Origin of the sequence: Cupriavidus sp. 30B13, assembly GCF_049059565.2 — a bacterium.
Lineage (GTDB): Bacteria > Pseudomonadota > Gammaproteobacteria > Burkholderiales > Burkholderiaceae > Cupriavidus.
The window spans coordinates 2,250,285-2,276,134 of sequence record NZ_CP188223.1 but is presented as its reverse complement, the minus strand read 5'-3'; the positions used below and the strand labels follow the sequence as shown (position 1 = coordinate 2,276,134).

The window sequence follows — 25,850 nt, the reverse complement described above, 5'->3', positions numbered from 1 at the left end:
GCGCAGGGCCGCCGGCCGCCCGCCGAGACTGGGCGCTAGTTTAGGCAGACTTGCCGCCGGCGTGCAAGCGCACCGACCAGGCCACGCCGACCATCAGCAACACAATGGCGGCGATCTCCAGCGGGCGCGGCAGGCGATGGTCGAACACGAAGCCATAGGCCAGCGCGAACAACGTCTCGAACACGATCATCTGGCCCGACAGCGTGAGCGGCAGGCGCCGGCTCGAGATGTTCCACAGGTTGTTGCCGATCAGCGACGCGCCCAGCGCCACCGCCGCGTTGACCGCCCAGAACCATTGCCAGTCGCGCGCGCTGCCGGCGGCGGCCAGGCTGTCGCCGGCCAGCAGCCAGCCGGCCAGTGCCAGCGCCACCGATACCACGCCGGTGGAGATGCCGTACAGCGCCGACCATTCGTTGCCGCTGTACTGGGGGTTGCGCTGCAGGTAGCGCGCGTTGTCGACCGCGTAGAGCGTCCAGCACACCAGCGCGCCGGCCGCGCACATCACGCCGGCCACGCGCTCCCACACCGTGCGCGCCGCCTCGCCGGCGGCCGGCCCGTGCGCGCCTGCGCCGCCGCCGAACAGGTCGATGTTGATGCAGGCGATGCCCGCGGCCACCACCAGCAGGGGCCAGATCAGCCGCGCGAGCGGCACCGCGCCATGGTCGCGGCGGCCCATGATGGTGACCGAGATGGGCAGGATGCCGATGATCAGCGAGGTCGGGCCGACGCCGGCGAGCTGCACGCCGAAGGCCAGCAGCACGTAGTAAAGCAGGTTGCCGGTAAAGGCTTGCCGCAGCAGCGCCACGCAGTCGGCGCGGGTGAGCTTGCGCGCGATGCGCTTCATCAGCGGCAGCGCGGCGACGAACGCCACCAGCCCGTAGGCCAGGTAGCGGCCGATGGCCAGCTCCCACGGCGAGAAAACCGGCAGCAGCTTGGGCGCGATGAACACCATGCCCCAGAACGCGCCGGCCAGCAGGCCGCACAGTACGCCGATCCCCATCGTGGTCCGCCTATGCCGAAAAAAAGACAAAGAGCATAGCAGACTGGCACAAGGGCACTCACAGGCGCGTCAAGAAACGTGCCATTCCTGTATAATTCGGTTTTGCGCCTAGAGGAATTGCTATGCGTCTTGTCCAGAAAGCACTCACATTCGATGACGTGCTGCTCGTGCCGGCCTATTCGTCGGTACTGCCCCGTGATGTCTCCCTCCGTACCCGCCTGACCCGTTCGATCGAACTGAACATTCCGCTGGTATCCGCCGCCATGGATACCGTCACGGAAGCCCGCCTGGCCATTGCCATGGCGCAGGCCGGCGGCATCGGCATCGTCCACAAGAACCTGAAGCCGGCCGACCAGGCCCGCGAGGTCGCGCGCGTCAAGCGCTACGAGTCGGGCGTGCTGCGCGACCCGATCACCATTCCGCCGGACATGAAGATCCGCGATGTGATTGCGTTGTCACATCAACACGGCATCTCCGGCTTCCCCGTGCTGGAAGGCAAGAGCGTGGTGGGCATCATCACCAACCGCGACCTGCGTTTCGAGGAAGACCTCGACGCGCCCGCGCGTGCCAAGATGACGCCGCGCGAGAAGCTCGTCACGGTGGGCGAGGATGCCTCGCTGGAAGACGCCAAGCGCCTGATGAACCGCCACCGCCTCGAGCGCGTGCTGGTAGTCAACCAGGCCTTCGAGCTGCGCGGCCTGATCACCGTCAAGGACATCCAGAAGGCCGTGGAGCACCCGCTGGCCAGCAAGGACGACCGCGGCCAGCTGCGCGTGGGCGCGGCGGTGGGCGTGGGCCCGGACAACGACGAGCGTGTGGACCTGCTGGTCAAGGCCGGCGTGGACGTGATCGTGGTCGACACCGCCCACGGCCACAGCCAGGGCGTGCTGGACCGCGTGCGCTGGGTCAAGCAGAACTACCCGCAAGTGCAGGTGATCGGCGGCAATATCGCCACCGGCGCCGCCGCGCGCGCGCTGGTCGATCACGGCGCCGACGGCGTCAAGGTCGGTATCGGCCCGGGTTCCATCTGCACCACCCGCATCGTCGCGGGCGTGGGCGTGCCGCAGATCACCGCGGTGGCCAACGTGGCCGAAGCGCTCCAGGGCACCGGCGTGCCGCTGGTGGCCGACGGCGGCATCCGCTACTCGGGCGACATCGCCAAGGCACTCGCAGCCGGCGCGCACGTGGTCATGATGGGCGGCATGTTCTCCGGCACCGAGGAAGCGCCGGGCGAAGTATTCCTGTACCAGGGCCGCTCGTTCAAGAGCTACCGCGGCATGGGCTCGGTGGGCGCGATGAAGGACGGCGCGGCCGACCGCTACTTCCAGGAAGACAACACCGCCAACGTCGACAAGCTGGTCCCCGAAGGGATCGAAGGCCGCGTGCCCTACAAGGGTTCGGTCACGGCCATCATCCACCAGCTGTGCGGCGGCGTGCGCGCTTCCATGGGCTATTGCGGCAGCAGCTCCATCGCCAGCTGGCACGAAACCTCCGAGTTCGTGCAGATCACGGCCGCCGGCATGCGCGAATCGCACGTGCACGACGTGCAGATCACCAAGGAAGCGCCGAACTACTACATCGACTAAGTCGTTACATCGGCTAAATCGCCAAGTCGCTTTGATCCAGTGGCTGCGCGGGGCCTGAAGCCCCGCCAGCTGCGCGGCCCGGTACAGGTTTCTCCCGGGCCAAGCCGGCCGCGCCCCCAGGCCGGGCCCCAAGCCTGACCGGAGGAGATTTCATGAAAGTATTGCTGCGAGCTGTGCTGTTCCTCGATGCCTTGCTTCAGTTGCTGCTCGGCATCGTCCTGCTGCTGTCGCCTTTCACGACGCTCTATAGCGCGCTGCAATTGCCGCAGCCGCAGCCCCCGCTCTACGGGCAACTGCTCGGCGTGGCGCTGATCGGCCTGGCCCTGCTGCTGTGGCAGGCCACCATCAACGGCCAGCTCACGGTCGCGGTGGCGCGCACGGTGGGACAGGTCAACCTGGTCAGCGCGGTCCTGATCGTGGCCTGGATGCTCATGCTGGACCTGCCGGTGCAGGGCGCGGGCAAGATCTGGCTGCCGGTGCTGGCCGCGGTACTGGCCTTCTTCGCGGCCGTGCAGCTGCCGGCCGCCAAGCGCGTGCGCGTGCGCGAGCGTGAAGAGCGCGCGCGGCGCGAACAGCAGAAAGACGCGCAAAACAAAGATGCCGGCACGCCGCCCGCGGCACGCCGGCCGCAATCACCCGAATACCGGCGCGAGCCAGGTATCACACCGCCGCCCGGCTACGGCCCGGGCACCGAGGTGATGCCCGAGCCCGCGCTGGACGACACGTCATCCGCCCATCATGCACGACAAAATCCTCATCCTTGACTTCGGCTCGCAGGTAACGCAGCTGATCGCCCGCCGCGTGCGCGAAGCGCACGTCTACTGCGAGATCCACCCGAACGACGTGTCGGACGATTTCGTGCGCGAGTTCGCGCCCAAGGGCATCATCCTGTCCGGCAGCCACGCCAGCACCTACGAAGATCACCAGCTGCGCGCGCCGCAGGCCGTGTGGGACCTCGGCGTGCCGGTGCTCGGCATCTGCTACGGCATGCAGACCATGGCCGTGCAGCTGGGCGGCAAGGTGGAGTGGAGCGACCACCGCGAATTCGGCTACGCCGAAGTGCGCGCGCACGGCCACACCACGCTGCTCAAGGACCTGGAAGACTTTTCCACGGCCGAAGGCCACGGCATGCTCAAGGTCTGGATGAGCCACGGCGACAAGGTCGCCGAGCTGCCGCCCGGCTTCAAGCTGATGGCCTCCACGCCGAGCTGCCCGATCGCCGGCATGGCCGACGAAGCGCGCGGCTATTACGCCGTGCAGTTCCACCCCGAAGTCACCCATACCGCCAAGGGCCGCGACATCCTCGAACGCTTCGTGCTGAAGATCGCCGCCGCCAGGCCCGACTGGGTGATGCGCGACCACATCGCCGAAGCCGTGGCCAGGATCCGCGAACAGGTCGGCGACGAAGAAGTGATCCTTGGCCTGTCCGGCGGCGTCGACTCGTCGGTGGCCGCGGCCCTGATCCATCGGGCCATCGGCGACCAGCTCACCTGCGTGTTCGTCGATCACGGCCTGCTGCGCCTGAACGAAGGCAAGATGGTGATGGAAATGTTCGCCGGCCGCCTGCACGCCAAGGTCGTCCACATCGACGCCGCCGAACAGTTCCTCGGCCACCTCGCCGGCGTCACCGACCCCGAAGCCAAGCGCAAGATCATCGGCCGCGAATTCGTCGAAGTGTTCCAGGCCGAAGCCAGGAAACTCAGCAAGGCCAAGTGGCTGGCGCAGGGCACCATCTACCCCGACGTGGTCGAATCCGGCGGCACCAAGACCAAGAAAGCCACCACCATCAAGAGCCACCACAACGTCGGCGGCCTGCCCGAAACGCTCGGCCTCAAGCTGCTCGAGCCGCTGCGCGACCTGTTCAAGGACGAAGTGCGCGAACTCGGCGTAGCCCTCGGCCTGCCGCCCGAAATGGTCTACCGCCACCCGTTCCCCGGCCCGGGCCTGGGCGTGCGCATCCTCGGCGAGGTCAAGCGCGACTACGCCGAACTGCTGCGCCGCGCCGACGCCATCTTCATCGAAGAACTGCGCGCCACCGTCGCCACCGAACAAGACGCCGCCGCCGGCCTGTGCGAACCCGCGCAAGTCGGCAAGAGCTGGTACGACCTGACCAGCCAGGCCTTCGCCGTGTTCCTGCCGGTCAAGTCCGTCGGCGTGATGGGCGACGGCCGCACCTACGACTACGTCGTCGCGCTGCGCGCGGTGCAGACCACCGACTTCATGACTGCGCATTGGGCGCATTTGCCGTATGCGTTGCTGGGGCGTTGCTCGAACCGGATCATTAATGAGGTGCGTGGCTTGAACCGTGTGGTGTATGACGTTTCGGGGAAGCCGCCGGCTACGATTGAGTGGGAGTGAATTTAGGTCCTTCGAGGACTATCGCCAGCTATCGAAAAACTGCCGTAACGTGTTGATTTTCAAGTAAATGCGTCGCGGCATCTATCGGTGGCTATCGCCGGCCAGCAAAATAAGTTGGCGGTAGAGCTGACGGTAAAAATCGAGGCCGGATTAAGACATTCTCGTTCACTATTCAGACTTTTACCGTCTTTGACGGTAAAAGTCCTCTCGGGAAAGCTTGTTTTACGCGGCTTTCCGGGCATCAGCAGGTCTCCCGATCCCTGACGGTAAAAGCCGTCAAAAAACCGGAGGAAAACCTCGATGCTTACCGACGCTGCACTGCGAAATCTGAAGCCTAAGTCCAAGATTTATAAGGCTTCCGAGCGGGATTGGATGTAAGTGGCGGTATCGCCTACCAGTACCGTCACCTTCCTGCCACGATTACCGTCCCCACGGCCGCCGCGAAACGCTGACCCTCGGTCGCCCCTGGGGCGGCCTGTATTTCACTGGCTCTCCCGCGAAAAGCTGATCGACGCCAAGAAGGCCGTCGCTCCAGGCAAGTTCCCACACTGAAGAAGCAGCGCGACAAGCGCCGGTCGACGGCCGCCAAGATCTTCGGCAACGTGACCGAAAATGGTTGGCACGGGCCCGGCCGGCAGGCCGCTGCCATGACGACCACTTCCATCTCTGCCGTCCCGCCACGTTCTCGCTGGCGCGGGAGCGCTCGCATCGTCGTGGCCACACTGACCGCGATCGGCCTGGCTGCGCGCTGGCCTTGTGTCGGCCTCAGCCGTACGAGACGGCGGCGCTTTTTGAGGGTTATACGTCCTTTGCGCCATCTGCTTCGCATTCCATAATTGGCGGGAAATCAAGGCGGGACACACGTGCAAACGTGATTGCGCCTTGAACCTTCGACTTGATCGACCACGAAGCAGAGAAAGGAACAACATGAGGCTTAAGAACAAGTCAGCTTTGATTACGGGCGGTACTAGTGGCATCGGTCTGGCAACCGCCAGGCTCTTCATTGCAGAGGGCGCCCGAGTAGCGGTTACGGGTCGCGACGATGCCGTGTTCGATCGCGTGAAGGATGAGCTTGGCGAGAATGCGCTCGTGCTCAAGGGCGATGTACGTTCGATCGAGGACATGCGGGCGATTGCCGCTGAGGTGAAAGAGACGTTCGGCGGTTTGGATGTGGTGTTCGCCAACGCTGGTCGAGCTTTCCCGTCGGCAGTCAACGACATCGACGAGAAACTCTATGACGAGATCATGGACATCAACGTCAAGGGCGTGGTGTTCACGCTTCAGGCGGTGCTGCCGGTTTTGCGCGAGGGTTCCTCATTCATTCTCAATACATCGTTCGTCGCTCAGACCGGCAAGCATGGCATCTCGCTGACTGCGGCGGCAAAGGCCGCCGTGCGATCACTTGCCCGTAGCTGGTCTTACGAGTTTCTCGATCGCAGAATCCGCTTTAACGCGATTGCTCCCGGCGCGATGGACACGCCCCTGATTACCAAGTGGGGCATGTCCGATGAATGGGTTCGCGACCGTAAGGCCGAGTTCGCCAAGGCTATTCCGGTGGGCCATATGGGCAAGGCCGAGGACATTGCCTACGCGGCGCTTTATCTCGCCAGCGATGAATCCTCTTACGTCGTCGGCACCGAACTGGTCGTCGATGGGGGCGCTTCTCAGCTTTAAGTCTTCGGCTCCCGATTCCGCTCCCGGCACGCCATCGCGGCTCATCCAAATCTTGATCAAATGCCCGCCAGGCTTTTCGTCGTGGCGGTTCTTCAACCTGGCCCAACCTGGCTGCGCTTGCAGAGGGGCCGAAGTGCAAGGAAAAATTATCTTGACCGACCATAGCAAAAACAACGCCTCCGGCGGGCAACTTACCGGAGCAGGCCATTCCCGCCGCGGTGTTCTCAAGTTTGGAGGCGTCGCCACGCTCGGCGCCGTCTTGGGTGGCGGAGCCTTGCTTGGCCGCACCACCCCTGTTCTTGCGCAGGCAGGCAGTCAGGGAGAACTTGCCCCGAGCGATCCCCTCAATATTCTGATCGTGAACTACGACGGCGGGACGCTTCTTGATTTCGCTGGCCCCAGCGAGATTTTTCACCGGCTTCCGAATACGAACGTTCGCTATGCGAGTCTCAATGGGGGCGACGTGACTCTCGAATTCGGGGTTGTCTATGGCAGGACCGAACGGCTGGCCGATATTGAGAAGACCGACCTGATCCTGGTTCCCGGCGGGTCTAACTTGTCGGCGCCTATGCGTCCAGAGTATCTGGCGCAGATTCGGCGTCTGGCTGATGGCGCCAAACACGTTACGTCGGTTTGCAACGGATCGCTCGTGCTCGCCGCAACGGGCATTCTCAAAGGCAAGCGAAGTGCCTGCCATTGGGCCTTCGTCAACAAACTGTCCGAGTATGGTGCCATCGGTGTTCCGGATCGTTTCGTGGAAGACGACAACGGCCGGTTCATGAGCGGCGGCGGCGTGACAGCGGGCATCGACTTCGCACTTCGCGTCGCGGCGAAGATGCGGGGTCGACAGGCCGCGGAATTCACGCAACTCGCGATCGAATACGATCCGGCGCCGCCGTTCCGTTCCGGCCATCCCCGGGACGCACGGCCAGAAGTCGTCGCGATGGTCGACAAGGAACTGCCGGGCGCGTCGAAGGGGCTCGCGCGGATCCCGGGCGTTCGCTGAAACGCTTGCGCGCAGTGTGTGCGAGGCCATTCGCCGGCCTCGGTCGAGGCCCCCAGCCGACATTGCCTGCCTTACCTGCCCAAGTTGGTGCAGCCCTCTTCAATTTAAGCAAAAACCGGAAATCAATAGATGCGACAGATTCGTCTTTGCGCTGCTGTCCTTGCAGCCTATCTCCCTCTTTTCGCGCTTGCCGCGCCAGCAACTGCGGGTCGTCCCCAACCTCAGATCGAAGCGGCTATCAAAGCCGAGAACGCGCGATGGGCGCAAGCCTATGCGCGCGGGGACTATGAGGCCGTGGGCCACCTGTATACGAAAGATGGCTCGCTATTGCCGCCTGGTGGCGACAGAATCACGGGCGCCAGCGCGATCGCTGCATATCTCACCAAGGCGTCTGCCGGATCAAAGCCTGACACCGTATCGTTCAGCAATTACGAGTTTTACGGTAGTGACCAGGTCGTGGCGGAAGTGTCGGATGCGGAGATCCATGACCAAAGTGGAAAGCTCAAATACCGCGGCAAGCAGACCCTCATCTTCTTGAAGCAGGGTGGCGCCTGGAAGCTGCATCGTGACATCTGGAATGATTCCGCTCCCTGAATGGAGTTGGAAATTGTCTTGAAATGAGGCGAAGCGGTCCTGGCCAGGCAGCGTGGCTGCAGACAGTACAAGTAGTACGGCAAGGCCACGCAGCGGCGCCAGGATCTTCTTGGCCACCGCATCGAACACAAAAGGCAGGGGATATGGAGACGGTTCCCGAGAATAGGCACTTGAAGATTGGGGGTTTAATCTTCCCGAACATGGACCAATGTGATTTCACCGGTCCCTTTGAAGCGCTGTCGCGCATTCCGAACTCAACGTTCCACACATTGTGGAAAGACAAAGGTGTCGTGCGGGATATGCGAGGCATGCAACTGGTTCCGGATACCTCGTTCGAAGAGGCGCCTCAACTCGATGTGCTACTCGTTCCGGGAGGGTATGGCCAGGAAGAAGCCGCCGCCGACGCGGACGTTCTCACATTTATCCGCGAGCAAGCCCAGCGAGCCTTGTACGTGTACTCGGTATGTACCGGCGCTCTTATCTGCGGCGCCGCTGGCTTGCTGCACGGCCGAAGGGCGACGACTCACTGGACAGCAATGGAAGCGCTGCCGTTCTATGGCGCCATCCCCAGCAATGACCGCGTCGTCGTCGACGGCAATTACGTGAGCGCGGGAGGTGTTACATCGGGCATCGACGGTTCGCTCATCCTGGCCGCGCTGCTTCGTGGAGACCAGATAGCAAAAGAGCTTCAACTCTACATGGCCTACGACCCGCAGCCGCCGTTTGATTCGGGGTCACCGGCGAAGGCGTCCGCTGATGTCTTGAGCACCGTCCGTGCGCACGCGCTAGGAATCACCGAACAGCGCCTTGCCAGCGCGCGCAAGTACGCGCGCGGAGCCGCGTAACAGCTCATTGTGTACGATGTGGCTGGCTCGCGGATCGCAGAAGAGCCATCCGTCAGTCGTCAGACGGAGGCCGGCTAAGTAGCCGCCAGTTGCCGTCGACGCCAACTGCCATCGATCGATCAGCGGTTGCCGATGAGTCTGCTCTCGCGCCGGATGGATTGCGGCGGATGTCCATGCAGTTTGACGAAGGCCCTCCGCATCCGCTCCGGATCGGTGAATCCCACAGCCAGAGCGATCTGTTCGATCGGTTCGCTGCCATCTTGCAAGCGCAGACGTGCAGCTTCAACCCGCAAACGCTCGACCGCCTTGGCAGGCGTTTCACCGGTTTCCCGGCGAAATGCGCGTCCGAATTGTCGCGGACTTAGTCTTGCGGCGTCGGCCAGTCGTTCGACCGGCAGCGCTTCAGCCAGATGTTCCCTGGCAAAATTCAGAGCGATGCGGATGCGATCCGATTCCGGCTCCATTTGCGACATGGCGGAGAATTGGGACTGGCCTCCTGGCCGCCGATACGGAACGACCAGGAGCCTGGAGACAGCGCGCGCAATTTCCGCGCCCATATCTTTTTCAATCATGGCGAGCGCCAAGTCTATGCCGGAGGCGATGCCCGCCGACGTCCAGATGCGGCCGTCCGCTATATAGATGCTGTCGCCCTCGACCCTGGTGCGAGGGAAGCGCGACTGCAATTGAGCAGCGTATCGCCAGTGGGTCGTTGCTCTCAGGCCGTCCAACAATCCGGTTTCCGCAAGCAAGAACGCCCCCGTACACACGCTTGCCACCCGCGATGCTCTTGCCCCCAGTTTTCTGGCCGCGGCGATGTTCTCCGATGTCTGCATCGGATCGATATCGCCGCCCACGAAAACGACGGTGTCGAACGCGCGTTTTCCGATCGGCTTTGTCTCGACCGGCAGGCCCGCATTGCCAAGGACTGGTCCTCCGGACTGCGAGATGACATGAAGGTCATATGGGGTATGGCCAGCGGCCGTGGCCACCTGATTAAAAGTCGAAAGTGGTCCGGCAAGATCAAGAGCATCGTGGCCACGGCAGACGAAGAATCCGATTCGATGCATGATGAAGTCGTTAACTGAAAACCATAGAAAGTCGTATTCTACGGAAAACCCTCGAATGGCGCCATTTGTCCTGAAATGAGGGAAAAATGTCATTTGCGCCGGCTGTAGTCAGCCGTACAGTCGACGGTCTTCGCTTCATTCGCGGCCTCGCGGATCGCTTACCTCCTCCGAGTCAATGTGAATGTGATCGCCAGGCCATTGGCGTGCCGCCGTTCGGCGTGACGTTTGATCGGATCTCCAGCTTCAACGGGCGGCCGGGGCATCACCCGCTGGTGTTGACGGCGAGCGCCGGGCTGGACGAGTTGATCCGTTTGGAGCAAAGACTGGGGGATGCCCTCAGAGGGACAGGCCTGCGCGTCTCGCGCGCGCGTTTCACACCGCACCTCACGTTGCTCTACGACGAAGTCAGGTGTGACCGGCGCGCGATCGGACCGATCACCTGGACCGTGCGCGAATTTGTCCTGATCCACAGCTGGCTTGGCAAGACGCGCTACGAGGTGAAAGGGCGCTGGCCGCTGGGAGACGGCGGCCCGGCGGTCTCGGTCAGGCGGTAAACCCGCCGCTGACATCGATGACCGATCCGGTGATGAAGCCCGCGCCCGGTCCCGCGAGGAAGACGATGGCCGCCGCGACTTCCTCGACGGTCGCGTAGCGCTGGATGGCGTGCGATGCCATGATGATCGGCGGCAGCTTGTCTTTCGAGCCCGCCGCCATGTCGGTATCCATCATGCCGGCCTGGACCACGTTGACGGTGATGTTTCGTGCGCCCAGGTCGCGTGCCGCGCCTTTGGAGTAGCCGACGATGGCGGCCTTGGTGGCCGCGTAGTCGGTGGTGCCCGGGAAGGCGACGCGGGTGCCGAGGCCGGAGCCGACGGAGATGATGCGCCCGCCGTCCGGCAGCACCCGGGCGGCCGCGCGGATGTTGGCGATGACCCCCATCGTGTTGATGGCCCATTGCCGGTCCATCGCCGCATTGTCGATTTCGGGGTCGTCGATGGTCTTGCCTTGCCAGGCGACGGCGGCGTTGTTGACCAGGATGTCGAGCTTGCCGAGCTTTTCGACGACCTGGCGGATCAGCGGTTCCGATGCGCAGGGATCGCCTTGATCGGCCTTGATGGCGATGGCCTGTACTCCTTTGGCCTGCAGCTGCCCGACGACGGCGGCTGCCTTTTCTTCCGAGGCGACGTAGCTGATCGCGATGTCCGCCCCTTGGTCCGCGAGGGCGATCGCCGTGGCCGTGCCGAGACCGCGCGAGCCGCCGGTAACGAGGGCGACTTTTCCTGCAAGTGTCTTGTTCACCATGAACTCCGTTGTTGGCTGGAAGGGGTTTTGGGCGGGCCGCTTACCAGGGCAGCCGCTCGTCGAAGAAGAAGCCGCCGGTGGGGCCGGTTGCGTCGAGCGTGGCGTACTTGACGGCGATGCGCGCGCCTTCTTCGACGCCCATGTCTGCCTGCGCGCCTCCCATCTCGGTCCGCAGCCAGCCGGGGTGGATCGCATTGATCTTGATCGGCGTGCCGCGCAGTTCTTCGGCGATGAGGATGGTGAAGGCGTTGAGCGCGGCCTTGGAGGTGTCGTAGCCAAGCGCGCGGACCGGATAGACCGGCGAGGTCGGATCGGAAAGATGCGCGAGCGATCCCCTGATGCTCGACACGTTCACCACGCGGCCCGCGGGCGCCCGCCTGATCAGCGGGAGCAGGAATTGCGTCAGGAAGATGGGCGCGAAGAAGTTCGCCTCGAAGGTCTCCCGCAACACGCTCGGCAGCGCTTCGCTGGGCTGCCGGGCGGCCGGGGTGCCACCGTCGCGGCTATCGAGCAGGATGCCGGCATTGTTGATCAGGATGTCGAGTTTCCCATGCGCTTTCTCGATGGCGGCGCCGGCCTTCTCCCGGTCTTGCTGGCTCGTGACGTCGAGCTTGAGGGCGGATGCCTCATGACCCTGGCCGCGCAGATCGGCGACGACGGCTTCGGCTTTCGCGTGGTCCCGCGTGCCGACGATGACGTGGGCGCCCAGCGCCGCGAGCTGACGGCTGATTTCCAGGCCGAGGCCGCGCGCGCCGCCGGTCACGAGCGCGACCTTGCCGGTCAGCGAGCCTGTTGTGGTGTCTGTCATGATGGTGTTCCTTCGATGTCTGAATGCAAAGTCACCTCGCCGGCGTGGGCCGGCGTGGGTCGTGAAAGGAGCGCCGTCATGGCGCCCCCGAATGCAAGCACCGCACTCGCGGCGAAGGCCGCGGCAATGCCTGCGTGGTCTATCAGCGCGCCGCCAATCGCGGCGCCGGCTGCGAGCGATACCTGGAAGGCGCTGACCATCAGCGCGGAGCCCGCTTCATGGAGGCCCGCAGACGAAGTGAACATCCATATCTGGACGCAGACCGGCATGGCGCCGAATGCCAGGCCCCACACCATCACCATGCCAATGGCGCCAGCCATGGTTCCCGCCATCGCGGTTGCCGCGAGGACGGCGGCGCCAAGCAACGCGGATGTCGCGATGAATGCCCGGCGTACGTTGTCGACGGCGAGCCGTTCGCCGAGGAACGCCCCGGCGATGCCGGCGACGGCATAGCCGGCAAGTGCGAAAGCCACGCCGCTCTGCCCGAGGTGCAGGACGTCGCGCAGATAGGGTTCGAGGAAGGTGTAGGCGATGAAGTGGCCGGCGGCGACGAAGCCGCTGGCGATCAGCCCGATGCGGGCCATCGGGATCCTGGCGAAAGCGAGCAGCCCGCCGGCATCCATCGCCGTGGTGGGGGCCAGGCGAGGGAGGACGCGCAGTTGCGCGAGCAGGATCAGCACGCCAAGTACGGCGTTTGCCGCGAACGTCGCACGCCAGCCGATGGACTCGCCCAGGACTGCGCCGACGGGCATGCCGAATACGGTACCGGCAGAGATGCCGGCGGAGATGATGGAGGTCGCTCTGGCGCCCGCGCTGGCCGGCACGAGCCGGCGGCCGACGGCCACGGCAAAGGTCCAGAGACCGCCTACGGCGAGGCCCAGGATGAGGCGCCCCAGCAGAAAGACCGGGAAACTGCCGGCGGCGGCAGCCACCACGTTGGAGACGACGATGGCCGCCGTCAATGCGGCGATGACGAGCCGCCGGTCCACCGCGCCGGCCTGCAGGACCAGGACCGGCGCCACGATGGCGGCCACCAGGCCTGGCGCCGTCACGGCCAGGCCGGCAATGCCTTCTGAAATCCGGAGATCCGCGGACAGGCGGGACAGCAGGCCGATGGGCAGGAACTCGGTGGTCACCAGCAGGAAGGTTCCCGCGGCAACGGCTCCTACGGCCCGCCACTCGCTCCGCGCGGGTCCGGCGCCGCTTGCTTGTTTGGGATCGAAAGTCATGCTCGCTTCGCAAATATAATACTGATCGTTATGGTAACGAACGGTATTGTATTGGGGGTGGTGCGTCAAGTGTTTTATACTGATCGTTATTGAAACTTGTCGGGCGACGCGGCCGCGGATCGGATATGGGGCGACACAGGCAGTTTGACGAAGGCGAGGCGCTCGATGCCGCTTTGTCGGTTTTCTGGCAGAAGGGGTATGAAGGGGCATCGTTCGACGACCTGACCAAGGCGACGGGCGTGGCTCGCCCCGGCCTCTACGCCGCGTTCGGCAACAAAGAGGCGCTCTTCCGCAAGGCCCTCGATCTCTACGACGCCAAGTACATGGGTTTCATGGCCGAGGCCTTGAATGAGCCCACCGCGCTGAAGGTGGCGGAGCGCATCCTGCGCGGTTGCGTCACGCTGCACACCCTGAGTTCCGCGCATCCCGGCTGCCTCGGCATGAATGGCGCGCTTGCCTGCTCGGAGGACGCCGAGCCCATTCGCCGCGAACTCGTCCGGCGCCGCGCCGCGACGCAGTCGGCGCTGCGCCGGCGCCTGGAGCGCGCGCAGCGCGAGGGCGATCTGCCGTCGTCGGCCGATTGCGCGGCCCTGGCGTCCTTCGTCATGGCGGTCGCGCAGGGGATGGCGGTGCAGGCGAAAGCGGGCGAATCGAGGAAGGCGCTCGAGAGGCTGGTCGACCATGCCCTGGGTACATGGCCCACGACGCAGCCGTAGCCGGCATATCCCGTTGCCTCGTCGCCGGCCCGGCCGGCAGCGCGGCCAGCCGGGCCGGCGGGGTCTCGCATGGCGGCGCGTCAGACCTGTGCGAGTCCGCCATCCACGAAGATTTCGGCGCCATTGATGAAGCTGGCGTCTTCGGAGGCGAGGAACGCGACGACCTTGCCGACCTCTTCGGGTTGGCCGACCCGGCCGAGCGGGATCTGGGTCGCCAGATAGTCGAGCAGTCCTTGCTGGGCGGCGGCGTCGGGGCCGGCAAGGCCGACGAGGCCCGGCGTGTGGATGGGGCCGGGGCTGACCGTGTTGATGCGGATGCCGCGTCCCTTGAGATCGAGGATCCAGCTGCGGACAAGATTGCGGACAGCCGCCTTGGTCGCGCTGTAGACGCTGAACGACGGCGTGCCCATGATGCCTGTGTTGGAGCCGGTGAGAATGACCGAGGCGCCTTCCCCCAGCAGCGGCAGCGCGCACTGTACCGTGAAGATCACGCCTTTCACGTTGCGGTCGAAGGTGTCGTCGTATTGCGCCTCCGTGATCGCGCCGAGCGGAAGAAAGGAGCCGCCGCCGGCGTTGGCGAACAGCACGTCGACGCGGCCGGCGGCGGACCTGACTGTCGCGAACAGCCTTTCGAGGTCCTCCAGCCGGGCCGAGTCCGCCTGGATCCCGACGGCACCGGCGCCGATTTCCCTGACCGCGGCGTCCAGTTCCGCCTGGCGGCGGCCCGTGACGAAGACCCTGGCGCCGGCCTGCGCCAGCACCTTGGCTGTCGCCAGGCCGATGCCTGTGCTTCCGCCGGTGACGACGGCCACCTTGCCGTCCAGTTTGCGATGCATGTCGATCTCCGTTTTCATGGCGCGATTTCATGGCGTGATGGAAGAGTCGACACGATAGGGCGCGCGGCAGCGCCGATAAAGACAGCGTTTCCTAATTGATATTTTCCCACCGTGAATAGTGGCGCCCGAACATGGATCAATTGCTTGCCCTGCGCGTGTTCATCCGGATCGCCGAGGCCGGCGCCTTTTCCAGGGCGGCGGATGCACTGAACATGCCGCGGCCCACCGTCACGAAACTGGTGCAGGAACTGGAGTCCCATCTCGGCGTCAAGCTCCTGCAGCGCTCCACGCGGCGCGTCACCGTGACTGCCGAGGGGGCGGCCTACTATGAGCGTGCCGTGCGTCTCGTCGGCGAGGTGGAGGACATGGATGCGCTGGTCGCGCATAGCCGCGCGCAACCGCGCGGACGCCTGCGCATCGACATCGGCTCGTCGCTGGCGAATCTGATCCTGATACCGGCGCTGCCGGATTTCCGTGCCCGCTACCCGGACATCCAGCTTCACCTCGGCGTGGGCGACCGCCCGGTGGATCTGATCGGCGAAGGCGTCGATTGCGTGATCCGTGCCGGCGCGCTGGCCGATACTTCGCTGGTGGCAAGACGCCTCGCCGAATTCGACTATGTCACCTGCGCCAGCCCGGCGTATCTCGCGGCCCGCGGCCTGCCCACGCATCCGCGCCAACTGGAGCAGGGGCACAGCCTGATCAGCTATTTCTCCTCGTTGACCGGCAAGCCGCGCGCGCTGCGCTTTCACCGCAATGACGAGGCATTCGAGATCAGCCGCGGCACCATGGTGGCCGTCAATGAGAGCACGGCCCGGCTAACGGCGCTTCTGGCCGGACTCGGCATCAGCCAGACCTATGGCTTCATGGCGCACCCTCACATCGCGCGCGGCGCGCTGGTGCCGCTGCTGCAAGAGTGGAATCGTCCGCCGCATCCATTGAACCTGCTGTATCCATCGAGGCGGCACGTGCCCGCCAAGCTGAGCGTCTTCGCCGATTGGGTGGCCGGGATATTCGCGCCGTTCGATTGCCGGTCGGCCCGTCCGGAGCCGGGCGCGGCCTAGCCTGCGAGCGTCTGTGCTTCCTGCTGCAGGATAGCCAGGACCGCCGCGCGTCCCATCTCGAACGCCTGCGGCGATTGCGCGGCGCGGGCCAGCACGAAACACCCTTCGAGCATGGCAAGGATGGCAAATGCGAGCTCCTCGGCGCGCTCCGCGGCATGGTGATGCGCGGCGAGGCCACGCGCCAGCTCCCTGCGCCAACTGCCGAAGGCGGCGTCGCAAGCCGCGGTCAGCGCGGCTGACTTCGGGGCCATTTCCAGCGTGACGACGGCGACCGGACAGCCCGCCTTGAAATCCTGAGCCGCGAATTGCTCGCGGGTCATGTCGAACAGCGCCAGCACGGCTTGCTGCGCCGTCGCGCATTCGGCGAAGCACTTCGCGATGGCGGCGGCGCCGGTGCTCGCCGCGACCTCGACGGCCGCCACCCCCAGTTCTTCCTTTCCGCCCGGGAAATAGTGATGTGCCGAGCCCCACGGCGCGCCCGACGCCTGGATGAGCTTGCGCCACGAGGTGGCCTGGTAGCCCTCGTGGCGAAACAAGGCAAGTGCAGTGGCAATCATCTGCTCTTTGGGTGACATGGCCGAATCCGCTTGACTAGGACAGTCGTCATAATATAGATTGGCCCCCGCTAGGACAAACGTCATAACTTGCCGCGAGCGACACTGCCTGCATGCGTTTTTTATGGAAGTTTCATGGAAGATCGCCCGCGCAACCTGAGGAGAAACTGGAAATGAAAGCGGCTTACTTGACCGGCTACGGCGGATCCGAGGTCATCCGATATGGGGAATTGCCTGACCCGGTTCTGCAACCCGGGCATGTCGTCGTCGAGGTCCGGGCAGCGGGCGTGAATCCCGTGGAAATCGCCATGCGTTCGGGGGAATTCAGGAAGTATCAGAAATACCGGTTCCCCCACGTCATGGGCCTGGACATCGCGGGTGTCGTGGCCGAGGTGGGAGACGGCGTGACCGGTTTCAAGGCCGGCGACGAGGTTTACGCCGTCCTGCCTGGCCGCAAGCAGGGCGGTTATGCGCAGAGAGTTCTGGTGCCCGCCGCGAACCTGGCGCTGAAGCCCTCGACGCTGTCCCATGTCGAGGCCGCTTCGCTGCCGACGGTCGCGCTGACGGTGTGGCAGGCGTTCCATGAGCGCGCGAAGCTGCAGCGTGGCGAAAAGATCCTGATCCAGCCCGGAGCCGGCGGCATCGGCACCTTTGCGATTCAGCTCGCGCGCCACATGGGGGCGGAAGTCTATGCGAGCGCCAGCGCCAGGAACCAGGATTTCCTGAAAGCGCTCGGCGCCCAGCATCCCATCGACTACGCTGCATCCGTTGCCGGCGATTCCGGTCCTTTTGACGTGGTGCTCGACGGCCTGGGCGGCGCGGCCATCGCGCCTTCCATTCGCGCTCTCAAGCCCAAGGGCCGCTATGTCGGGCTGGTGCGGGCTGCCGATGCCCGCGCGTTCCGCGAGCTTGGCGTCCCGGCCTTGTTTGCCTGGCTGGCCGCCAGGAGAATCCGCGGCTACCGGCAACTGGCCCGTGCCAGGGACGTCGAATACCACGGCGTTCTCACGCGTCCCGATGGCAAGCAACTGACGGCGATTGCCGGCCTGATCGACAAAGGGATCATCAAGCCCTTCGTCGCCCGGACCTATCCGCTCCGGGATCTGGGCCAGGCGTTTGCCGAGCTCGAAGCCGGCCATGTGCGGGGGAAGATCGTCATCGATATTTCCGGCGTTTGACCGGCGTTTGACCGGTGTTTGAGCGGCGCGGCGGAGCTCAGGCGCCTCCCAGCAGGTCGTGCGCGTCGAGGAGCGCGTAGGCGATCTCGGGCCGGGCTTCGAGGCAGCGGCGGATGGCCGCGGGAATGGCCTGCCGGGTCTTGCGGCACAGGCCGGGCTGGTCTTCCACGCGGATATTGATCCCGCGCGTGGTGCGCACTTCATGGATGCTCGGCGTGATGGTGACGACGAGGCCCAGTTGTGCCTGCATGCGCTCTTCCATTTTCCGCAGTTCGGCCAGGCTGGTCAGGCTTTCCAGGCGCGCCACCAGCCTTTTCTCTTCTTCCTGGGTGAGCCGCAGGATCCGGGCGTCGGCCTGCGGATCGTCCAGCAGGGCTTCGCGATTGCAGATGCAGGCGCCGGGCGGACATTCCTTGCGAATCGGAAACGGGGCGTTCATGTCGTCGTCGGGCAGTGCGTGCCTCAGCCGGGGGCGTAGCCGCTTATCTTAAATCAGGATGCCGGCAGGGCCTCGGCCATTTCGGTGCCCTGTGCGTCACGGTCCATGCCGCCGCGCCGCGCCGCGGCCGACCAGGCGTTCCAGGAAGGCCCTCGGCGCGGCGTCGACTCCATGGGGATTCCTTGCCTGGCCGCCTGTTTATCTCAATGGCAGATAAATGGGATTTCCATATTCCATTGGCAAGATAAGCGCGGCGCGGGCATATTGCAATGGTGCAGTTCGGCTGCTGGCATGCCGGCGCGGCGAAGCGCGGCCGGCATGCTTCGAAATCTCCCGGAGTCATACATGGAACACATTGAAATCGGTACGTCGGGTCTCCAGGCCTCGCGCATTGGCCTCGGCACCTGGGCCATCGGCGGCTGGATGTGGGGCGGCGCCGACGAGCGCGAGGCCATCGCGACCATCCAGCGCGCGGTCGCGCTCGGCGTCACGCTGATCGACACAGCGCCCGTCTACGGTTTCGGCCGCTCGGAGGAAATCGTGGGCAAGGCGCTGAAGGAAGCCGGCCTGCGCGACCAGGTGCAGATCGCCACCAAGGCCGGGCTCGACTGGAAGGATGGCAAGGTCTTCCGCGATTCGCGCCCCGCGCGGCTGCGCCAGGAGGTCGAGGATTCCCTGCGCCGGCTGCAGACCGACGTGCTCGACGTCTACCAGATCCACTGGCCCGACCTGGAAACGCCGCTCGAGGAAACCGCGCGCACGCTGGAAGACCTGCGCCGCGAAGGCAAGATCCGCTCGATCGGCGTGAGCAACTTCTCGCCCGCGCAGATGGACACGTTCCGCGCCGTCGCCACGCTCGACGCCGTGCAGCCGCCTTACAACCTGTTCGAGCGCGACATCGAAGCCGACGTGCTGCCGTATGCCGGCAAGACCGGGCTGACGGTGCTCAGCTACGGCGCGATCTGCCGTGGCCTGCTGTCCGGCAGGATCACCGCCGCGACCACGTACGAAGGCGACGACCTGCGCAAGATCGACCCCAAGTTCTCGGGCGAGCGCTTCCAGGAATACCTGGCCGCGGTGCAGGCGCTCGAAGCGCTGGCGCGGGAGCGCTTCGGCAAGTCGGTGCTGGCGCTCGCCGTGCGCTGGGTGCTCGACAAGGGACCGACCGTCGCGCTGTGGGGCGCCCGCCGCCCGGATCAGCTCGACCCGGTTGGCGAGATCCTCGGCTGGCATATCGACGAGCAGGGCATGGCCGAGATCGATGCGATCCTGTCACGCTGCATCCGCGAGCCGATCGCGCCGACCTACATGGCGCCGCCGGTGAAGCGGCCTTGAGGTGGCATTGAGGCGGCCCTGAAGCGGCACTGAGGCGGGGCGGCACGGCAAGCAGCGGGAACGCGGCAAAGGGTTTATGCTCGCGGACGCGCGGCCGCCCCGGGGGCGGACGCGCCACCCAACCTCAGCCAAGGACACCCCCATGTCGCTTTCCATGTATGAAGTCTCGATCCCGGTATTCCTCCGGGCTTTCGGCAACCTGTCGGCCATCCTGGACAAGGGCGCCGCGTTCGCGCAGGCGCAGGGCATGGATCCGTCGGACCTGATCCAGACCCGCCTGGTGGCGGACATGGATCCGCTGCCGGCCCAGGTGCAGCGCGCCAGCGACAGCGCCAAGGGCTGCGCCGCGCGGCTGGCCGGCATCGAGATGCCGTCGTTCGCGGACAACGAAACCACCTTCCCCGAACTGCAGGAGCGCATCGCCAAAACGGTGGCTTTCCTGAAGACCATCGAACCGGCGCAGCTGGAGGGCAGCGACACCCGCATCGTCGAGCTCAAGCTGCGGCCCGAGCCGGCCAGGTTCGACGGCAAGTCCTATCTGCTCGGCTTCGCGCTGCCGAACTTCTATTTCCACGTGACCACGGCCTACGACATCCTGCGCCACAAGGGCGTGCCGATCGGCAAGCGCGATTTTCTTGGCCTGCCCTGAGAGCCTCCGGCAGCGCCGGCATGCAATGAGGCCGCCGCGGCATCTGCCGGGGCGGCCTCGTCGAACGGGCCGGGACGCGGGTTTGTCAGGCGCCGCCGGCGGCCAACCCGCGGCTGGCGGGCGCCGCTTCGTCGATGCGGTCGAGGCGGCCGCTCCAGGCCGTCAAGGCCAGCGCCACCAGCACCACCAGCGCGCCGATCCACGGCGTGTGCATCAGCCCCAGGCGGGTCACGATCAGGCCGCCGGCCCAGGCCGCGCCGGCAATGCCGAGGTTGAACGCGGCGATGTTCAGGCCCGATGCCACGTCGACGGCGCCCGGCGTGAAGCGCTCGGCCTGCTTGACCACGTAGACCTGCAGCCCCGGCACGTTGCCGAAGGCGACCGCGCCCCAGGCCAGCACCGTGGCCACCACCAGCCAGCGGTGCGCGGCGGTGAAGGTCAGCGCGAACAGCACCAGCGCCAGCAGCAGGAAGACGATCTTGAGCGCGGCGATGGGGCCGCGGCGGTCGGCCAGGCGGCCGCCCCAGATATTGCCGGCCGCCACCGACACGCCGTACACCAGCATCACCAGCCCGACCGCGCCGGCGCTGAAGCCGGACACGTCCTGCAGGATCGGCGCGAGGAACGTGAACGGAATGAACGAGCCGCCGTAGCCGATCGCGGTCTTGGCGTAGACCAGCAGCAGGCGCGGCTCGGCCAGCACCCTGGCCTGTTGCAGCAGGGACGCCGGCGCGTTGCCGCGGATATGGGACGGCACGAACAGCAGGCTGCCGACGAAGGCGACCAGGCCGAGCGCGGCCACCGCGAGGAAGGTCTCGCGCCAGCCGAAGTGCTGGCCGATGAAGGTGCCCAGCGGCACGCCGGTGACCAGGGCCACGGTGAGGCCGGTGAACATGATGGCGATCGCGCTCGCGGCCTTGTCCTTCGGCACCAGGCTGGTGGCGATGGTCGAGCCGATCGAGAAGAACACGCCGTGGGCCAGGCCGGTCAGGATGCGCGCCAGGATCAGCGATTCATAGCCGGGCGCCTTCCAGGCCAGCAGGTTGCCGAGCGTAAACAGCGCCATCAGCGACACCAGCAGGGCCTTGCGCGGCAGGCGGCCGGTGAGGGCGGTCAGCACCGGCGCGCCCACCGCGACGCCCAGCGCATAGAGGCTGACCAGCAGGCCGGCCGAGGGCAGGGTGATGTGGAGATCGGCGGCGATGGTGGGAATCAGGCCGACGATGACGAACTCGGTGGTACCGATGGCGAACGCGCTGATGGTCAGCGCGAGCAGGGCGATGGGCATGGCGGGCTCCTGGAGCATCCGGGAAATTGGAATGGACGGAGTGTGCCCGTGGTTTTCTTGCGGAATAAGACGGTGATCTGGATAAGATATTTGATTAGTATTCAAGAATGAAGATCACACTCGAAGAACTGCAGGCCTTTGCCACCGTGGTGGACAGCGGCTCCATCACCGCCGCCGCCGAGCAGCTGGGGCAGACCGTGTCGGGCATCAGCCGGGCGCTCGGCCGGCTGGAAGACAAGGTCGGCACCACCTTGCTGCACCGGACCACGCGCCGGCTGGCGCTGAGCGAGGAGGGCGAGGCGCTGCTGGCCCACGCGCGCAGCATCCTCGCCTCGGTGGAGCTGGCCGAGGAGCAGATGGCCGTGCGCCGCCAGCGCCCGGCGGGCCGGCTGCGAGTGAACGCGGCGTCGCCTTTCATGCTCCATGTGATCGTGCCGCTGGTGAGCGAATTCCGCCGCGCCTACCCGGAGATCGAGCTGGAGCTCAATACCAACGACCAGATCATCGACCTGCTCGAGCACCGCACCGACGTGGCCATCCGCATCGGCACGCTGCGCGACTCCACCTTGCACGCGCGCCCGCTGGCCACCAGCCGCGTGCGCGTGCTGGCCAGCCCGGCCTATCTGAAGGCGCGCGGGCGCCCCGAATCGGTGGAAGACCTCGGCAAGCACAGCCTGATCGGCTTCAACCAGCCGGAGTCGCTCAACCGCTGGCCGCTGCGCGGCGCGATGGGCGAGGAAGTGCAGGTCACGCCGCACTTGAGCGCATCGAGCGGCGAAACCCTGCGCCAGCTTGCGCTAGCCGGCGAGGGGCTGGTGTGCCTGTCGGATTTCATGACCGAAGCGGACCGCCGGCGCGGCGACCTGGTCCAGGTGCTGATGCGGGACACCTTCGAGGAGCGGCAGTCGATCAACGCGGTCTACTACCTCAACACCCAGTTGTCGGCGCGCATTGCCTGTTTCCTGGACTTCGTCGGCACGCGGCTGCGCGCGGCGGAGTGGGCCAAGACGTAGGCGCGGGCAGGCCAGCACGGGGCCAGGAGGGACCCGGAAGCAGGCTTGACCGGCAGCGCGGCTGGAGCCGATCCGCTACCTGTGCGAAAATAGCGAGTTCGCCGCAGTAGCCTGACCAATGGCCATCGATCATGGGTGGCCGCCAGCCTGCCGGCCACCCGCGCGGGATTGCCGTCCCGGCATCGCCGCTCGCCGGCCCGATCCGTCCGCCGGCCATTCCGCCGCCTGTATCCGCCATCATGCCGCCACCGGCGCATGGCCGCGGCACATGGCGGCTGGCGCATGATGACTGCACACCCACAAAGACTCGCAACCGCTTTACCACCAGCATGACTTACGCCGTCAAGGAAATCTTCTACACACTGCAGGGCGAGGGCGCCAACGCCGGCCGCGCCGCGGTGTTCTGCCGCTTCTCCGGATGCAATCTGTGGAGCGGGCGCGAAGAGGACCGGGCCGGCGCGGTCTGCCAGTTCTGCGACACCGATTTCGTCGGCACCGACGGCACCGAGGGCGGCAAGTACCGCACCGCCGAGGCGCTCGCCGACAAGGTCGCGGCGCAATGGCCGCAGGACGTGGAGGGCAGCGGCGCCGGCCGTCCGCTGGTGGTCTGCACCGGCGGCGAGCCGCTGCTGCAGCTCGACGCGCCGCTGATCGGCGCGCTGCACGCGCGCGGCTTCGAGATCGCCATCGAGACCAACGGCACGCTGCCGGTGCCCGACGGCGTGGACTGGGTTTGCGTCAGCCCCAAGATGGGCGCCGAGCTGGTGGTCACGCGCGGCGACGAGCTCAAGGTGGTGATCCCGCAGGACGGCCAGGATTTCGCCGCATACGAGCGGCTTGATTTCCGCCATTTCCTGGTGCAGGCCATGGACGGCCCGCTGGCACGGCAGAATACCGCGCTGGCGGTGGCGTTCTGCCAGCGCCGGCCGCGCTGGCGCCTGTCGCTGCAGACCCACAAGCTGCTAGGTATCCGGTGATCCCGGCAAATCGCCCCGACCTTCACCCCGACCTTCACCCCGACCTTCGTCCCGAACGCTCCGGCCGCTGCGGCCACCGTACCTGCACATACCGGCATCCATGAACAAGCAAGTCTCCATCACCCGCCGGCTGGAATTCGATTCCGGCCACCGCATTCCCAACCACGGCGGCCAGTGCCGCAACATCCACGGCCACCGCTACCGCCTCGACCTCACGCTGTCGGGCGAAGTGCTGCGCAGCGCGGGCGCCTCGGACGAGGGCATGATCCTGGACTTCGGCGACATCAAGGCGCTGGCCAACGAGCACCTGGTCGACAAGTGGGACCACGCCTTCCTGATCCATCGCGGCGACACCGCGCTGCTGAAATTCCTGCAGTCCATGGAAGGGCACAAGACGGTCGTGCTGGACGCCATTCCCACCGTGGAAAACCTGGCCCAGGCCGCCTTCGACATCCTCGCGCCGGTGTTCAAGGACTGCTTCGGCCACCAGTTGCAGCTCACCCGCCTGGTGCTGTTCGAGACGCCGAACTGCTGGGCCGAAGTCAGCGCGGCGTTCAGCCTGCCCGCGCAGGACTGACGCCTTCCGCCAGCGCATGCCAGATCCGATGAACGCGCCGCTGCCGCCCGGAGCCGGGGAGCCGCACGAGGCAGCCGATCCCGCCGCCGATCCCGCCGCCGAGCGCAACCGCCGCTACATGCGGGCCGCGCTGGAAGAAGCGCGCCTGGCCGAGGCCGCCGGCGAAGTGCCGGTGGGCGCGGTGGTGGTCTGGAACGACGCCATCATCGCGCGCGGCCACAACCTGCCGATCCGCTCGGTCGACCCGTCGGCCCACGCCGAGATGCAGGCGCTGCGCGCCGCCGCGCAGGTGATCGGCAACTACCGCATGCCGGAGTGCGAGCTGTACGTGACGCTGGAGCCGTGCGTGATGTGCAGCGGCGCGATTCTCCACGCACGCCTGCGCCACGTGGTGTTCGGCGCCGCCGATCCCAAGACCGGCGCGGCCGGCAGTGTGCTCGACCTGTTCGGGCAGGCGCAGCTGAACCACCAGACCACCGTCGCCGGCGGCGTGCTGGCCGAGGAATGCAGCGGCATGCTCAAGGCGTTCTTCGGCGCCAGGCGGCGCGCGCAGAAAGCCGCGCAGAAGACGGCGCGGCAATCCGCGCCGGCGCAGGATGCCGCGCCCACGGCATGCGCGCGCTGTGGTACAACCACCGACGACAATCCAAGCCGCCCCGACCCCAGCCCGGATCCAGACGCATGAGCCAGTCGACGCCGAACCCAGCGAGCCAAGCCAATCCCGCCACGCCGCCGACCGAGGTCCGCCTGATCGCCTCGTCGGGCTATCCGCACGACGTGGCCATCGCCGCGCGCGGCTGCGCCTGGCTCAGGCAGCACGGCTTCCACGTCGGCAACCCGGACGTGCTGGCGCGCCGCTACCTGCGCTTCGGCGGCACCGACGACGAGCGCCTGGCCGACCTGCACGCCATCGGCACCGGCACGCCGCACGAGCTGACGCTGGCGGTGCGCGGCGGCTACGGCATCGCGCGCCTGCTGGAGCGCGTGGACTTTGCCCGCATCGCGGAGCAGGCGCGCGCCAGCCAGACGCCCATCGTCGGCCACAGCGACTTCACCGCGTTCCAGCTGGCCTACCTGGCGGCGGCCGGCGGCGTGACCTTCGCCGGGCCCATGCTGCTGGCGGACTTCGGCGCTGAAGCGGTGGATGCCTTCATGTGGGAGCACTTCACCGGCGTGCTGAACGACGCGGCCTACGCCATCGACGTGGACGCGCCGCAGGCCGGCGGCCAGCCGTTCAGCGACACCGTGTCCGGCACGCTGTGGGGCGGCAACATGGCCATGCTGTGCAGCCTGCTGGGCACGCCGTTCATGCCGGCCGTCGAAGGCGGCATCCTGTTCCTGGAAGACGTCAACGAGCCGCCATACCGGGTCGAGCGCATGCTGGTGCAGCTCGACCAGGCCGGGGTGCTGCGCGCGCAGCGCGCCGTCGTGCTGGGCGACTTCTCCAACTACCGGGTGACCGACTACGACAACGGCTACGACCTGCCCGCGGTGGTGGCCTACCTGCGGGAGCGCCTGCCGGTGCCGGTGCTGACCGGCCTGCCGTTCGGCCATTGCGTGCGCAAGCTGACGCTGCCAGTGGGCGGCCAGGCGCAGTTGAGCGCACGCGCGGACGGTTTCTCGCTGTCGCTGTCGGGTTATCCGGTGTTGAAAGCGGCCGCCGGCGCCCCTATCTGATGTCCATCGGCGGCTGATCGCTTCTTTCCCACGCCCGCGGATGGTAAAATCGCGGGTTATTTCCCGGTCTTCGGCCGG

General features: G+C 66.1%; 27 protein-coding genes. 18 read left to right on the top strand and 9 right to left on the bottom strand.

The features are described from left to right. Positions 1-40: 40 nt before the first annotated feature. Positions 41-1,000 (bottom strand): DMT family transporter, encoded by a 960-nt coding sequence (locus ACKI2N_RS10405; protein WP_420998005.1) that lies wholly within the window; start codon positions 998-1,000, stop codon positions 41-43. 122 nt (positions 1,001-1,122) lie between these two features. On the opposite strand from ACKI2N_RS10405, the gene guaB reads away from it, so the two are divergent. The 7 genes from guaB to ACKI2N_RS10370 all read left to right on the top strand — a co-directional run bounded on the left by guaB (position 1,123) and on the right by ACKI2N_RS10370 (position 9,063). After that, a complete protein-coding gene (gene guaB, locus ACKI2N_RS10400) occupies positions 1,123-2,586 on the top strand; it encodes an IMP dehydrogenase (RefSeq protein WP_420998004.1) in 1,464 nt (487 codons plus the stop codon). Between the two features lie 152 nt (positions 2,587-2,738). Beyond that, on the top strand, positions 2,739-3,350 hold the full coding sequence (locus ACKI2N_RS10395) for a hypothetical protein (RefSeq protein ID WP_420998003.1): 612 nt from the start codon (positions 2,739-2,741) through the stop codon (positions 3,348-3,350). Next, entirely contained in the window at positions 3,325-4,944 is a 1,620-nt protein-coding gene (guaA, locus tag ACKI2N_RS10390; RefSeq protein ID WP_420998001.1) for a glutamine-hydrolyzing GMP synthase, read from the top strand. Before ACKI2N_RS10395 ends, guaA begins: the two co-directional genes overlap by 26 nt. A 927-nt stretch (positions 4,945-5,871) precedes the next feature. Then, complete coding sequence (locus ACKI2N_RS10385; RefSeq protein ID WP_420998000.1) at positions 5,872-6,618, top strand: SDR family oxidoreductase; 747 nt, start codon at positions 5,872-5,874, stop codon at positions 6,616-6,618. A 151-nt stretch (positions 6,619-6,769) separates the two neighbouring features. Further along, the gene (locus tag ACKI2N_RS10380) at positions 6,770-7,624 is read left to right on the top strand and encodes a DJ-1/PfpI family protein (protein WP_420997999.1); all 855 of its coding nucleotides are present in this window, start codon (positions 6,770-6,772) and stop codon (positions 7,622-7,624) included. Positions 7,625-7,753: 129 nt separating this feature from the next. Beyond that, the gene (locus ACKI2N_RS10375) at positions 7,754-8,218 is read left to right on the top strand and encodes a YybH family protein (protein WP_420997998.1); all 465 of its coding nucleotides are present in this window, start codon (positions 7,754-7,756) and stop codon (positions 8,216-8,218) included. A gap of 143 nt (positions 8,219-8,361) precedes the next feature. Beyond that, positions 8,362-9,063 (top strand): DJ-1/PfpI family protein, encoded by a 702-nt coding sequence (locus ACKI2N_RS10370; RefSeq protein ID WP_420997997.1) that lies wholly within the window; start codon positions 8,362-8,364, stop codon positions 9,061-9,063. Positions 9,064-9,182: 119 nt separating this feature from the next. Here ACKI2N_RS10370 and ACKI2N_RS10365 read toward each other — a convergent pair whose 3' ends face one another. After that, positions 9,183-10,130, bottom strand: a complete 948-nt coding sequence (locus tag ACKI2N_RS10365) for a GlxA family transcriptional regulator (protein WP_420998033.1) — start codon at positions 10,128-10,130, stop codon at positions 9,183-9,185. Positions 10,131-10,216: 86 nt separating this feature from the next. Between ACKI2N_RS10365 and ACKI2N_RS10360 the strand changes: the two genes are divergently transcribed. Next, positions 10,217-10,684 (top strand): 2'-5' RNA ligase family protein, encoded by a 468-nt coding sequence (locus ACKI2N_RS10360; protein WP_420997996.1) that lies wholly within the window; start codon positions 10,217-10,219, stop codon positions 10,682-10,684. Here the strand turns inward: ACKI2N_RS10360 and ACKI2N_RS10355 are convergent. From ACKI2N_RS10355 to ACKI2N_RS10345, 3 genes are read right to left on the bottom strand one after another with little or no spacing between them, the layout of a single operon-like run. After that, positions 10,674-11,432: an SDR family NAD(P)-dependent oxidoreductase gene (locus ACKI2N_RS10355; RefSeq protein WP_420997995.1), complete on the bottom strand. Its 759-nt coding sequence runs from the start codon at positions 11,430-11,432 to the stop codon at positions 10,674-10,676. The two genes, ACKI2N_RS10360 and ACKI2N_RS10355, sit on opposite strands and share 11 nt — an antisense overlap. Positions 11,433-11,472: 40 nt before the next feature. Further along, positions 11,473-12,240 (bottom strand): SDR family oxidoreductase, encoded by a 768-nt coding sequence (locus tag ACKI2N_RS10350; protein WP_420997994.1) that lies wholly within the window; start codon positions 12,238-12,240, stop codon positions 11,473-11,475. Beyond that, positions 12,237-13,469 (bottom strand): MFS transporter, encoded by a 1,233-nt coding sequence (locus ACKI2N_RS10345; RefSeq protein WP_420997993.1) that lies wholly within the window; start codon positions 13,467-13,469, stop codon positions 12,237-12,239. Before ACKI2N_RS10345 ends, ACKI2N_RS10350 begins: the two co-directional genes overlap by 4 nt. A 125-nt stretch (positions 13,470-13,594) precedes the next feature. Here ACKI2N_RS10345 and ACKI2N_RS10340 point away from each other — a divergent pair, with 125 nt between their 5' ends. Next, positions 13,595-14,185, top strand: a complete 591-nt coding sequence (locus tag ACKI2N_RS10340) for a TetR/AcrR family transcriptional regulator (RefSeq protein WP_420997992.1) — start codon at positions 13,595-13,597, stop codon at positions 14,183-14,185. A gap of 80 nt (positions 14,186-14,265) precedes the next feature. Here the strand turns inward: ACKI2N_RS10340 and ACKI2N_RS10335 are convergent, their stop codons facing one another. After that, positions 14,266-15,021: an SDR family NAD(P)-dependent oxidoreductase gene (locus ACKI2N_RS10335; protein ID WP_420998032.1), complete on the bottom strand. Its 756-nt coding sequence runs from the start codon at positions 15,019-15,021 to the stop codon at positions 14,266-14,268. Between the two features lie 131 nt (positions 15,022-15,152). On the opposite strand from ACKI2N_RS10335, the gene ACKI2N_RS10330 reads away from it, so the two are divergent. Next, a complete protein-coding gene (locus ACKI2N_RS10330; protein ID WP_420997991.1) occupies positions 15,153-16,085 on the top strand; it encodes a LysR substrate-binding domain-containing protein in 933 nt (310 codons plus the stop codon). Here ACKI2N_RS10330 and ACKI2N_RS10325 read toward each other — a convergent pair. After that, complete coding sequence (locus ACKI2N_RS10325) at positions 16,082-16,660, bottom strand: TetR/AcrR family transcriptional regulator (RefSeq protein WP_420997990.1); 579 nt, start codon at positions 16,658-16,660, stop codon at positions 16,082-16,084. The genes ACKI2N_RS10330 and ACKI2N_RS10325 overlap by 4 nt on opposite strands. A 152-nt stretch (positions 16,661-16,812) precedes the next feature. Between ACKI2N_RS10325 and ACKI2N_RS10320 the strand changes: the two genes are divergently transcribed. After that, positions 16,813-17,817: an NADP-dependent oxidoreductase gene (locus ACKI2N_RS10320; RefSeq protein WP_420997989.1), complete on the top strand. Its 1,005-nt coding sequence runs from the start codon at positions 16,813-16,815 to the stop codon at positions 17,815-17,817. Between the two features lie 37 nt (positions 17,818-17,854). On the opposite strand, the gene ACKI2N_RS10315 is transcribed toward ACKI2N_RS10320, so the two are convergent. Beyond that, positions 17,855-18,256, bottom strand: coding sequence for a hypothetical protein (locus tag ACKI2N_RS10315; RefSeq protein ID WP_420997988.1), 402 nt, complete (start codon positions 18,254-18,256; stop codon positions 17,855-17,857). Between the two features lie 345 nt (positions 18,257-18,601). Between ACKI2N_RS10315 and ACKI2N_RS10310 the strand changes: the two genes are divergently transcribed. Both ACKI2N_RS10310 and ACKI2N_RS10305 read left to right on the top strand, forming a co-directional pair. Beyond that, the gene (locus tag ACKI2N_RS10310; protein WP_420997987.1) at positions 18,602-19,591 is read left to right on the top strand and encodes an aldo/keto reductase; all 990 of its coding nucleotides are present in this window, start codon (positions 18,602-18,604) and stop codon (positions 19,589-19,591) included. A gap of 142 nt (positions 19,592-19,733) precedes the next feature. Further along, positions 19,734-20,240: a DUF1993 domain-containing protein gene (locus ACKI2N_RS10305; protein WP_420997986.1), complete on the top strand. Its 507-nt coding sequence runs from the start codon at positions 19,734-19,736 to the stop codon at positions 20,238-20,240. Between the two features lie 85 nt (positions 20,241-20,325). On the opposite strand, the gene ACKI2N_RS10300 is transcribed toward ACKI2N_RS10305, so the two are convergent. Next, a complete protein-coding gene (locus ACKI2N_RS10300) occupies positions 20,326-21,528 on the bottom strand; it encodes an MFS transporter (RefSeq protein ID WP_420997985.1) in 1,203 nt (400 codons plus the stop codon). Positions 21,529-21,635: 107 nt separating this feature from the next. Between ACKI2N_RS10300 and ACKI2N_RS10295 the strand changes: the two genes are divergently transcribed. The 5 genes from ACKI2N_RS10295 (at position 21,636) to ldcA (ending at position 25,772) form a co-directional block, all read left to right on the top strand. Beyond that, positions 21,636-22,541 (top strand): LysR substrate-binding domain-containing protein, encoded by a 906-nt coding sequence (locus ACKI2N_RS10295; protein ID WP_420997984.1) that lies wholly within the window; start codon positions 21,636-21,638, stop codon positions 22,539-22,541. A 329-nt stretch (positions 22,542-22,870) separates the two neighbouring features. After that, on the top strand, positions 22,871-23,518 hold the full coding sequence (gene queE / locus ACKI2N_RS10290) for a 7-carboxy-7-deazaguanine synthase (protein ID WP_420997983.1): 648 nt from the start codon (positions 22,871-22,873) through the stop codon (positions 23,516-23,518). A gap of 100 nt (positions 23,519-23,618) precedes the next feature. Further along, the gene (gene queD, locus ACKI2N_RS10285) at positions 23,619-24,095 is read left to right on the top strand and encodes a 6-carboxytetrahydropterin synthase QueD (RefSeq protein ID WP_420997982.1); all 477 of its coding nucleotides are present in this window, start codon (positions 23,619-23,621) and stop codon (positions 24,093-24,095) included. A 28-nt stretch (positions 24,096-24,123) separates the two neighbouring features. Then, positions 24,124-24,780 (top strand): tRNA adenosine(34) deaminase TadA, encoded by a 657-nt coding sequence (tadA, locus tag ACKI2N_RS10280; protein WP_420998031.1) that lies wholly within the window; start codon positions 24,124-24,126, stop codon positions 24,778-24,780. After that, positions 24,777-25,772 carry a muramoyltetrapeptide carboxypeptidase gene (gene ldcA / locus ACKI2N_RS10275; RefSeq protein WP_420997981.1) on the top strand — a complete coding sequence of 332 codons (996 nt, stop codon included), beginning with the start codon at positions 24,777-24,779 and terminating at the stop codon, positions 25,770-25,772. The genes tadA and ldcA overlap by 4 nt, the downstream gene beginning before the upstream one ends. Positions 25,773-25,850 lie beyond the last annotated feature (78 nt).

Coding starts and splice junctions, on each gene's coding strand:
- ACKI2N_RS10405 (WP_420998005.1), bottom strand. CDS start 1,000: ATGGGGATCGGCGTACTGTGCGGCCTGCTGGCCGGCGCGTTCTGGGGC.
- guaB (WP_420998004.1), top strand. CDS start 1,123: ATGCGTCTTGTCCAGAAAGCACTCACATTCGATGACGTGCTGCTCGTG.
- ACKI2N_RS10395 (WP_420998003.1), top strand. CDS start 2,739: ATGAAAGTATTGCTGCGAGCTGTGCTGTTCCTCGATGCCTTGCTTCAG.
- guaA (WP_420998001.1), top strand. CDS start 3,325: ATGCACGACAAAATCCTCATCCTTGACTTCGGCTCGCAGGTAACGCAG.
- ACKI2N_RS10385 (WP_420998000.1), top strand. CDS start 5,872: ATGAGGCTTAAGAACAAGTCAGCTTTGATTACGGGCGGTACTAGTGGC.
- ACKI2N_RS10375 (WP_420997998.1), top strand. CDS start 7,754: ATGCGACAGATTCGTCTTTGCGCTGCTGTCCTTGCAGCCTATCTCCCT.
- ACKI2N_RS10370 (WP_420997997.1), top strand. CDS start 8,362: ATGGAGACGGTTCCCGAGAATAGGCACTTGAAGATTGGGGGTTTAATC.
- ACKI2N_RS10365 (WP_420998033.1), bottom strand. CDS start 10,130: ATGCATCGAATCGGATTCTTCGTCTGCCGTGGCCACGATGCTCTTGAT.
- ACKI2N_RS10360 (WP_420997996.1), top strand. CDS start 10,217: ATGTCATTTGCGCCGGCTGTAGTCAGCCGTACAGTCGACGGTCTTCGC.
- ACKI2N_RS10355 (WP_420997995.1), bottom strand. CDS start 11,432: ATGGTGAACAAGACACTTGCAGGAAAAGTCGCCCTCGTTACCGGCGGC.
- ACKI2N_RS10350 (WP_420997994.1), bottom strand. CDS start 12,240: ATGACAGACACCACAACAGGCTCGCTGACCGGCAAGGTCGCGCTCGTG.
- ACKI2N_RS10345 (WP_420997993.1), bottom strand. CDS start 13,469: ATGACTTTCGATCCCAAACAAGCAAGCGGCGCCGGACCCGCGCGGAGC.
- ACKI2N_RS10340 (WP_420997992.1), top strand. CDS start 13,595: ATGGGGCGACACAGGCAGTTTGACGAAGGCGAGGCGCTCGATGCCGCT.
- ACKI2N_RS10335 (WP_420998032.1), bottom strand. CDS start 15,021: ATGCATCGCAAACTGGACGGCAAGGTGGCCGTCGTCACCGGCGGAAGC.
- ACKI2N_RS10330 (WP_420997991.1), top strand. CDS start 15,153: ATGGATCAATTGCTTGCCCTGCGCGTGTTCATCCGGATCGCCGAGGCC.
- ACKI2N_RS10325 (WP_420997990.1), bottom strand. CDS start 16,660: ATGTCACCCAAAGAGCAGATGATTGCCACTGCACTTGCCTTGTTTCGC.
- ACKI2N_RS10320 (WP_420997989.1), top strand. CDS start 16,813: ATGAAAGCGGCTTACTTGACCGGCTACGGCGGATCCGAGGTCATCCGA.
- ACKI2N_RS10315 (WP_420997988.1), bottom strand. CDS start 18,256: ATGAACGCCCCGTTTCCGATTCGCAAGGAATGTCCGCCCGGCGCCTGC.
- ACKI2N_RS10310 (WP_420997987.1), top strand. CDS start 18,602: ATGGAACACATTGAAATCGGTACGTCGGGTCTCCAGGCCTCGCGCATT.
- ACKI2N_RS10305 (WP_420997986.1), top strand. CDS start 19,734: ATGTCGCTTTCCATGTATGAAGTCTCGATCCCGGTATTCCTCCGGGCT.
- ACKI2N_RS10300 (WP_420997985.1), bottom strand. CDS start 21,528: ATGCCCATCGCCCTGCTCGCGCTGACCATCAGCGCGTTCGCCATCGGT.
- ACKI2N_RS10295 (WP_420997984.1), top strand. CDS start 21,636: ATGAAGATCACACTCGAAGAACTGCAGGCCTTTGCCACCGTGGTGGAC.
- queE (WP_420997983.1), top strand. CDS start 22,871: ATGACTTACGCCGTCAAGGAAATCTTCTACACACTGCAGGGCGAGGGC.
- queD (WP_420997982.1), top strand. CDS start 23,619: ATGAACAAGCAAGTCTCCATCACCCGCCGGCTGGAATTCGATTCCGGC.
- tadA (WP_420998031.1), top strand. CDS start 24,124: ATGAACGCGCCGCTGCCGCCCGGAGCCGGGGAGCCGCACGAGGCAGCC.
- ldcA (WP_420997981.1), top strand. CDS start 24,777: ATGAGCCAGTCGACGCCGAACCCAGCGAGCCAAGCCAATCCCGCCACG.